At 65.7% G+C, this 8,159-nt stretch carries 9 protein-coding genes; 5 read left to right on the top strand and 4 right to left on the bottom strand.

Translation table 11 applies throughout. From position 1 onward, the window contains the following. Both DWV00_RS23810 and cobA read left to right on the top strand, forming a co-directional pair. The coding region (locus DWV00_RS23810; protein ID WP_425452820.1) for an elongation factor 1-alpha C-terminal domain-related protein at positions 1-277 on the top strand (277 nt) is incomplete at its 5' end. 56 nt (positions 278-333) lie between these two features. Beyond that, positions 334-1,122 carry a uroporphyrinogen-III C-methyltransferase gene (gene cobA / locus DWV00_RS23805; protein WP_115536057.1) on the top strand — a complete coding sequence of 263 codons (789 nt, stop codon included), beginning with the start codon at positions 334-336 and terminating at the stop codon, positions 1,120-1,122. A 64-nt stretch (positions 1,123-1,186) separates the two neighbouring features. Here the strand turns inward: cobA and DWV00_RS23800 are convergent, their stop codons facing one another. From DWV00_RS23800 to lptF, 3 genes are read right to left on the bottom strand one after another with little or no spacing between them, the layout of a single operon-like run. Next, positions 1,187-1,576, bottom strand: coding sequence for a sirohydrochlorin chelatase (locus DWV00_RS23800; protein WP_115536056.1), 390 nt, complete (start codon positions 1,574-1,576; stop codon positions 1,187-1,189). 20 nt (positions 1,577-1,596) lie between these two features. Beyond that, positions 1,597-2,748 carry an LPS export ABC transporter permease LptG gene (gene lptG / locus DWV00_RS23795; protein ID WP_115536055.1) on the bottom strand — a complete coding sequence of 384 codons (1,152 nt, stop codon included), beginning with the start codon at positions 2,746-2,748 and terminating at the stop codon, positions 1,597-1,599. 4 nt (positions 2,749-2,752) lie between these two features. After that, positions 2,753-3,844: an LPS export ABC transporter permease LptF gene (lptF, locus tag DWV00_RS23790; protein WP_115536054.1), complete on the bottom strand. Its 1,092-nt coding sequence runs from the start codon at positions 3,842-3,844 to the stop codon at positions 2,753-2,755. A gap of 136 nt (positions 3,845-3,980) precedes the next feature. On the opposite strand from lptF, the gene DWV00_RS23785 reads away from it, so the two are divergent. Genes DWV00_RS23785 through DWV00_RS23775 form a run of 3 tightly spaced genes read left to right on the top strand, consistent with a single transcriptional unit; the run spans position 3,981 to position 6,439 of the window. Then, on the top strand, positions 3,981-5,492 hold the full coding sequence (locus DWV00_RS23785) for a leucyl aminopeptidase (RefSeq protein ID WP_115536053.1): 1,512 nt from the start codon (positions 3,981-3,983) through the stop codon (positions 5,490-5,492). 34 nt (positions 5,493-5,526) lie between these two features. Beyond that, positions 5,527-5,955 carry a DNA polymerase III subunit chi gene (locus DWV00_RS23780; protein WP_115536086.1) on the top strand — a complete coding sequence of 143 codons (429 nt, stop codon included), beginning with the start codon at positions 5,527-5,529 and terminating at the stop codon, positions 5,953-5,955. Between the two features lie 46 nt (positions 5,956-6,001). Beyond that, positions 6,002-6,439 carry a DUF2486 family protein gene (locus DWV00_RS23775; RefSeq protein WP_115536052.1) on the top strand — a complete coding sequence of 146 codons (438 nt, stop codon included), beginning with the start codon at positions 6,002-6,004 and terminating at the stop codon, positions 6,437-6,439. Positions 6,440-6,481: 42 nt separating this feature from the next. On the opposite strand, the gene ilvD is transcribed toward DWV00_RS23775, so the two are convergent. Further along, a complete protein-coding gene (ilvD, locus tag DWV00_RS23770) occupies positions 6,482-8,155 on the bottom strand; it encodes a dihydroxy-acid dehydratase (RefSeq protein WP_115536051.1) in 1,674 nt (557 codons plus the stop codon). Between the last annotated feature and the right edge of the window lie 4 nt (positions 8,156-8,159).

The raw sequence follows: 8,159 nt of genomic DNA, 5'->3' as shown, positions 1-8,159 counted from the left end.
GTCGACGCAGCGCAAGTATCTGCTCAAGCAAACGACCAATACCGTATTCGCCCGTATCGGCTCGGTTAAGGAAGTGCTCGATGTCCATACGTTGTCGCATACGAGCGAAGTGCACAACCTGAAGATGAACGACATCGGCCGTGTTGCCTTGACGCTGCAAAAGCCGCTCGTTTGCGACGCCTATGACGCGCATCCGGGGACGGGCGCATTCGTGCTCATCGACGAAGCGACTCATCATACGGTTGCGGCCGGCATGATTCGTGCATATTCCGCGTGATCGAAACGAGGCGGCGCCGAAGGTGCCGCCCGCACACGCGAGAGGATGAAAGCGCAATGGGCAAGGTGTATTTGATCGGTGCGGGACCGGGGGCGGCGGATCTCATTACGGTGCGCGGTGCCCGATTGCTGGGCACGGCCGACGTCGTTCTGCACGATGCGCTCGTGGAGCCCGCCATGCTCGAGCATGCGCCGCATGCCCGCAAGATCGCGGTGGGCAAGCGGTGCGGACAGCGCTCGACGGCGCAGCAGTTCATCAACAAGCAGATCGTCGATGCGGCGCTCGCCCATGAGGTCGTCGTGCGCCTGAAGGGCGGCGACCCGATGCTGTTCGGCCGCGCCGACGAGGAAATGCGCGCGCTCGAGGAAGCGGGGATCGACTACGAAGTCGTGCCCGGCATTACGGCGGCGCTGGCCGCCGCCGCCTCGGTCAAGCGCTCGCTGACGCTGCGCGGCGTGTCGCGCAGCGTGGCGCTCGCCACGCGCAGCCGCGCGCCCGACAGCGAAGCGATTCGCGAGGCTGTCAACGCCGATTCGCTCGTCTTCTACATGGGCCGCGACAGCGCGCCCGACATCGCACAGCAACTGATCGACGCGGGCCGCCCGGCTGCGACGCCGGTCGCGATCGTGGAGGCATGCAGCACGCCGCGCGAACGCACGCTGACGCTGACGCTGGAGGCACTGTCGACGGGCGAGGCGCAGGCGTGGCTCGATCCGTCGCAGCCGAGCTTGCTGATGATCGGCCAGGCGTTCGCCGAACGGGCTTCGGCCGGCCTGCACCCCTCCGATGCGCAACGCGAGGGAGAGCCTGCCGCCGCGCGCGCTTCCTACGCGCACGCCGCTTGAGCGCGGGCCGGGTTTCAGCGTTTCGACGCTCGACGAAACGCGTTTCGACGCAAATCAACTTAACTCAGATCAACTGACGCAAGCAGTAGGCCGCCAGCGCATCGAGGACGGCATCGTCCTCGCCCACGGGCACGGCGGCGCGAATGTCGACACCCGGATGGGCCGTGCGGCAGGCGTCGATCGCGAGCGGCAAATCGCGCCGCACATGCCCCCCTTGCCCAAAAAAGACCGGCACGACGGTGATCGACGCGCAGCCCGCGGCGACTTGCGCCGCGACCGCGGTCGGTAGATCGGGTGTCATCAATTCGAGGAATGCGAGCGAGACGGGGGTATCGGGCCCGGCGAGCGCGCGCAGCTTCTGCGCGAGCCGCTCGAACGGCTCGGCCCACCGCGCATCGCGCGCGCCGTGCGCGAAGAGCACGATGCCGCGCGACGGAAGGGTGCCTGCGTTCATCGGCGTTTCCCTTGCCGGCGTCAGTGCCGGTCGACCCACTTGAGCCCGGCCAGCCCGAGCGCAAGATAGATGAGGCCCGGCGTGGCGGCCGTGACGGGTGCCGGCCAAGTATTGAGCATGCCGACGTGCGAGAACAGCGTGTTGATGAGCTGAAAGCTCATGCCGAGCATGATGCCGCCGAACACCTTGACGCCGACGACGCCGGCCCGCGTATGCAGATAGCCGAACGGCAGCGACAGCACGAGCATCACGAGCACCGCGAACGGATAAAGCAGCTTTTTCCACAGCGCGATTTCATAGCGCTGCGTGTCCTGATGGTTCTCGACCAGGTGCTGGATGTAGCGGAACAAGTTGTACATCGACATGCGATCGGGCGCCACGAGCAGCACCGACAGAATCTGCGGCGTGAGTTCGGAGCGCAGCGAATACTGGGGCAGCGTCACCTGCGTTGCGCGATAGACGGGATTGAGGGCGTCGGCGGGCGTCTTCTGCGCCGGCGGCGGCAAGCTCGTGAGCTGGGTATCGGTGACGCCCTTCAGCAGCCAGTGGCCGTTGCCCTCGTAGCGCCCCGTTTGCGCGGTCCGCAAGTTCGTGAGCCGAAAGCCCGGATCGAATTCGTAGATGCGCACGTTGGTGATCGTCGCATCGGGCATCAATTCGCCGACGTTGACGAAGCGCGTGACCTGCTGGCCGTCCTCGCGTTCCGTCAGCGTGTCCTTGACCCAAACGCCGGACTGGAAGTTGCTCGACACGGCCGAACCGAGCGCCTCGAGGCGCACGCGCTCGGACAGCTGATCGGAATAGGGGCCGACGACCTCGCCGATGAAATAAGTGACGAGCACGAGCGGAATGCCGATCTTGAGCAGCGAGCGCAGCGCTTGGCCCGTGGACAGGCCCGATACGCGAAAGATCGTGTATTCGGAGTTCGCCGCCATCTGCGCGAACACGTAGATCGCACTGATCAGCGCGGCCACGGGAATGATCTCGTAGAAGCGCGACGGCGTTTGCAGCGCCACGCGCAGCACGGCGTAGCCGAACTTGTAATTGCCGTGGCCGACCGTGTTCAGCTCGTTGATCAGATCGAAGAAGAAGAACAGGCCCGAGAACGCGAACAGGATGAAGATGAACGCGAGATAGACCTGGCGGGCGAAGTATCGTTCGTAGATGCGCATCGCCTCAAGCTCCTCTGGCGAACCATGTGCGCGGGATCAGCGGCCGATTGCGCACGCGTATCCAGAACACGGCCACGACGACGATCGCCGCGATGATGTGCAAGCCGACAAGCGCGCCGACGAACGAAATCTTGCCCTGCTCGAGCCACGATTGCACCACGTTGAGCAGGTTCGAATAGGTGAGGAAGATCAGCACGGCCATGACTAGGTTGATCGTGCGCCCGCGCCGCGGGTTTTGATAGGCGAGCGGAATGCCGAGCAGCATCAGGTTGATCGCCATCAGCGGCAGCCCGGTGCGCCAGGCGAATTCGGCGAGATTGTCGTTCGTGGGGTGGCGCAGCAGCGCGGGCGTGGACAGGCTCGTGGTCGTGGGCACGTTGACGACCGCCTGATGCGTGATCTTCACGCCGTAGCGCTCGAATTCCATGATGCGGAAATCGGGCTTGCCCGGCTCGCCGTCGTAGCGCCGGCCGTTCTCCAGGACGACGAAGCGCGAACCGTCCTTCATCGTTTCGGTGTGGCCGTTTTGCGAAACCACGACGCTGACCTTGCCGTTTTCGGTGCTCGTGACGAACACGTTGCGCACGTGCGCTTGATCGGGCGTCATTTTTTCGACGAAGAACACGCGATGCGTGGCGGGCGATTCGCGGAACTGTCCGGGCGCGAGCATCGATACCTCGTCGCGCTGCGCGAAGCGGGCGCGAATGAGCTTGCTCTGCGCGTTCGACCAGGGCCAGCCGATGTACGCGAAAAACGCGACGAGCACGATCAGCGGCGCCGCGAACTTCGCGATCGGCTTGATGAATTGCGTGAGGCTCACACCCGAGGCTAGCCAGACGACCATCTCGGAGTCGCGGTACCAGCGCGTGAGCACGAACAAGATGGAGACGAACATCGTGACGACGAGCATCACGGCGATGTAGCCGATCACGGTCAGGCCGATCAGGACGACGACGTCCTTCGGGTCGATTTCGCCGGATGCGGCGTAGCCGACGATGCGTATCATCATCGTCGTCAGGAAGATGGTCAGCAGCACCATGAACACGGCACCGGCCGTATACGCGAGCTCGCGCTGCAGGGATCGTTCGAAGATCATCGTCGATGCGAGAGGGCGGGGACCGTTCGCGCCAGCCAAGCGCGCCGTTCCGACACCGGGGGAAAAATAGCGGATAATTGCGGATTCGTTACCACGAGTAACGCGAGTAAGCCGATTTTATCCGAGGACAAGCGCGATGGACTTTAGCATAAAAGCCTGTGACTGGACGAAGGGCACGACGGGCGGTTTTCTGACGGGGAAATCCGATTGCATCGTTATCGGTGTATTTGAAGGGCAGTCTCTCTCGGGCGCGGCGCTCGAGATCGATGCCGCGACGAAGGGCCTGCTGACGCGGATCGTCAAGGCGGGCGACATGCAGGGCAAGAGCGGCTCGACGCTGTTCTTGCATGAAGTGGAAGGAATCGGCGCCTCGCGCGTGCTGCTCGTCGGGCTCGGCAAGCAGGACGCGTTCGGGCAAAAGGCTTATGCGGAAGCGGCGCGTGCCGCGTGGCGCGCGATCCTCGGCACGAAGATCGTGCAGGTCACGTTCACGCTCGCGCAACTGCCCGTCAAGGAGCGCACGGCGGACTGGGCCGCTCGCACCGCGGTGCTCGCGCTGCGCGGCGAGACCTATCAATTCACCCAGCTCAAGAGCAAGCCCGAGCCGGCCAAGCACGCGCTCAAGCGCATCGTCGTGACCGTCGATCCGGCCGACGAGAAGCTCGCGAAGCTCGCCGTCAAGCAAGGGCAGGCCGTCGCGAACGGCATGGACCTCACGCGCGATCTCGGCAATCTGCCGGGCAACATCTGCACGCCGAGCTATCTCGGCGAAACGGCGAAAAAGCTCGGCAAGGAATTCAAACTGAAGGTCGAAGTGCTCGGCGAAAAGCAGATCGAGGCGCTCAAGATGGGCTCGCTGCTGTCGGTCACGCGCGGCACGACCGAGCCGGCCCAGTTCATCGTCATGCAATACCAGGGCGCCGGGGCCAAGGCCGCGCCGGTTGTCCTCGTCGGCAAGGGCGTGACGTTCGACAGCGGCGGCATCTCGCTGAAGCCGGGCGAGGGCATGGACGAGATGAAGTACGACATGTGCGGTGCCGCGTCGGTGTTCGGTACGCTGCGCGCCGTCGCCGAGCTCGGCCTGAAGCTGAACGTCGTCGGCATCGTCCCCGCTGTCGAGAACATGCCGAGCGGGCAGGCCACGAAGCCGGGCGATATCGTCACGAGCATGTCGGGGCTCACGATCGAAGTGCTGAACACGGACGCCGAAGGGCGCCTGATCCTGTGCGATGCGCTGACCTACGCCGAGCGCTTCAAGCCGGCCGCGGTGATCGACGTCGCGACGCTCACGGGCGCATGCATCATCGCGCTCGGCCATCACCATTCGGCGCTGTTCTCGAAGGACGACGCGCTGGCCGGCGAGCTGCTCGACGCCTCGCGCGAGGCGACGGATCCGACCTGGCGCATGCCGCTCGACGAGGAGTACGGCGAGGGGCTCAAGTCGAATTTCGCGGATCTGGCGAATATCGGCGGCCGGCCGGCCGGCAGCGCGGTGGCGGCGTGCTTCCTGTCGCGCTTCACGGAAGCCTACCCCTGGGCGCACCTCGACATCGCGGGCATCGCGTGGAAGAGCGGCGCGGCCAAGGGGGCGACGGGGCGTCCTGTGCCGCTGCTCACGCAGTTCCTGATCGACCGCGCGGGGCAGTAATGGCGCACCGCGGGCTCGCATGCGGGGTGGCGCGGTGACGCGCGTCGACTTTCATACGAACGTCGGCGATGCGCTGCTCTACGCATGCCGGCTCGCGCGCAAGGCGTACCAGGCCGGCCAGCCGCTCGTCGTGCTGGCCGATCCCGGGCGGCTGCGTGCGTTCGACGAGCGGCTCTGGACGTTTTCGCCGCTCGATTTCCTCCCGCATTGCATGGCCGACAGCGGCCTCGCCGCGCGCACGCCGATCGTGCTGGCCACCGATCTCGAGCGGGCGCCGCATCATCAGATCTTGCTGAACCTCGCGCCGGCCGTGCCCGCGCAGTTCGCGCGCTTCGAGCGGCTGCTCGAGATCGTCGGGACGAGCGACGGCGAACTCACGGCGGGTCGCGAGCGATATCGTTTCTATCGCGACCGCGGCTATCCGCTCAACAATTACAAGCAGGGCGATCAGCAAGGCGCCTGAGCGCCGGAGTGTCAGCCGGCGCGTTCATTGCATCAGGGAGATAAGCATGACCGATCCGCACGATCCCAATTCGATTCCGATGCTGACCGACGTCATCGTGCCGGGACGGCCGCCGATCGGCCGCCAGGCCGAGACGCCGTCGGAGTCGCCGTCCGACTCGCCGGCCGAGACGAGCGCGGCGGCCCGGCCGCAGCCCGAGGTGGCGGCGAGTTCATCCGAGCAGCCGGGCGCGCACACGTCGGCGTTCGACGCGCGCGACGTCGAGTTCATCGCGGAGCGCCTGCGTTCGCGATTCTCGGCGTACTTGCGGCAGGACGTGCGCGGCGTGGTCGAAGCGCACTGCCGCGACGCCATCCAGGAGCACACGAACTGGCTCGTGCGGCAAGTTACGCGCGAAGTCGTGAGCGCGCTCGAGCATGAGGTCGCGGGCTGGGTCCGCGACGCGGTCAGCGAGGAACTCGCTCGGCACACGTCGCGGCGATAAGGCGATAACGGCGCGCGGATGGCGAACGGCGCGGCGCAAACCTCAGCCCGTCACCGCACCTTTGTCGGCGGGGCGCGCGAGCGCCGCGAACTTCGCGAGCACGCCGCGCGTGTAGCGCGGTGCGGGAGGCTTCCATGCCGCGCGGCGCCGCCCGAGTTCCGCATCATCCACGTTCAACTGCAGCAGCAGCGTGTGCGCGTCGATCGTGATCGAATCGCCTTCCTGGACGAGCGCGATCGTGCCGCCCACGAACGCTTCGGGCGCGACGTGCCCCACCACCATGCCCCAGGTCCCGCCCGAAAAGCGGCCGTCGGTGATCAGGCCGACCGATTCGCCGAGCCCCTTGCCGATTAGCGCCGAGGTGGGCGCCAGCATTTCGGGCATGCCCGGCCCGCCTTGCGGCCCGAGGTAGCGCAGCACGAGCACGTCGCCCGCGCGGATGCGGTCGTCCAAAATGGCGGCGAGCGCGCTTTGTTCGTCGTCGAACACGCGGGCGGGGCCTGTGATGACGGGGTTTTTCAGGCCCGTGATTTTCGCGACCGCGCCGTTCTCCGCCAGATTGCCCTTCAAGATCGCGAGATGCCCTTCCTTGTAGAGCGCCTTGTCGATCGGGAAGATGACTTGCTGATCGGCGCGCGGCGCGCTCGGGACGTCCGCGAGCTCCTCGGCCATCGTCCTGCCCGTGATCGTCATGCAATCGCCGTGGAGCAGTCCCGCGTCGAGCAGGATTTTCAGCACCTGCGGGATGCCGCCGGCGCGGTGCAGATCGGTCGCGACAAAATCGCCCGAGGGCTTCAGATTGCAGATGACGGGCACGCGCTTGCGGATCCGCTCGAAGTCTTCGATCGACCATGGCACGTCGGCCGCATGCGCGATCGCCAGATAGTGGAGCACCGCATTGGTCGAGCCGCCCGTCGCCATGATCAGCGCCACGGCGTTTTCGATCGACTTGCGCGTGATGATGTCGCGCGGCTTCAAGTCCTTCTTCACGGCTTCGACGAGTACGCGCGCCGACTCGGCGCTCGAGACGACTTTCTCATCGTCGGGGTTCGCCATCGTCGACGAATAGAGCAGCGACATGCCGAGCGCCTCGAACGACGAACTCATCGTATTGGCCGTGTACATGCCGCCGCACGAGCCCGTGCTGGGGCAGGCGTTGCGCTCGATGCCGTCGAAGTCTTCCTGCGACATGCGGCCCGCGGTGAATTCGCCGACGGCTTCGAACGACGAAACGATCGTGAGGTCCTTGCCCTTCCAATGGCCGGGGCGGATCGTGCCGCCGTAGACATAGATGCCGGGCACGTTGATGCGCGCGAGCGCGATCATGCCGCCCGGCATGTTCTTGTCGCAGCCGCCGATGACGACGACGCCGTCCATCCACTGGCCTTGCACGCAGGTCTCGATGCAATCGGCGATGACTTCGCGCGAGACGAGCGAGTACTTCATCCCCTCGGTGCCCATCGACATGCCGTCGGAGATCGTCGGCGTGCCGAACGTCTGCGAATTCGCACCCGCCGCCTGCACGGCTTCGACCGCCGCATCGGCGAGTTTTTGCAAGCCCGCGTTGCATGGCGTGATCGTCGAGTGGCCGTTGGCGACGCCGATCATCGGTTTGTCGAAGTCGTCCTTCTCGTAGCCGAGCGCGTAGAACATCGAGCGGTTCGGGGCGCGTGCGACGCCTTGCGTAATGTGCTGAGAGCGGCGGTTGTAGGCCATGGAC

The organism is Trinickia dinghuensis, assembly GCF_003367175.1.
Classification (GTDB): Bacteria; Pseudomonadota; Gammaproteobacteria; order Burkholderiales; family Burkholderiaceae; genus Trinickia; species Trinickia dinghuensis.
This window is presented reverse-complemented; position numbering and strand designations above follow the sequence as displayed.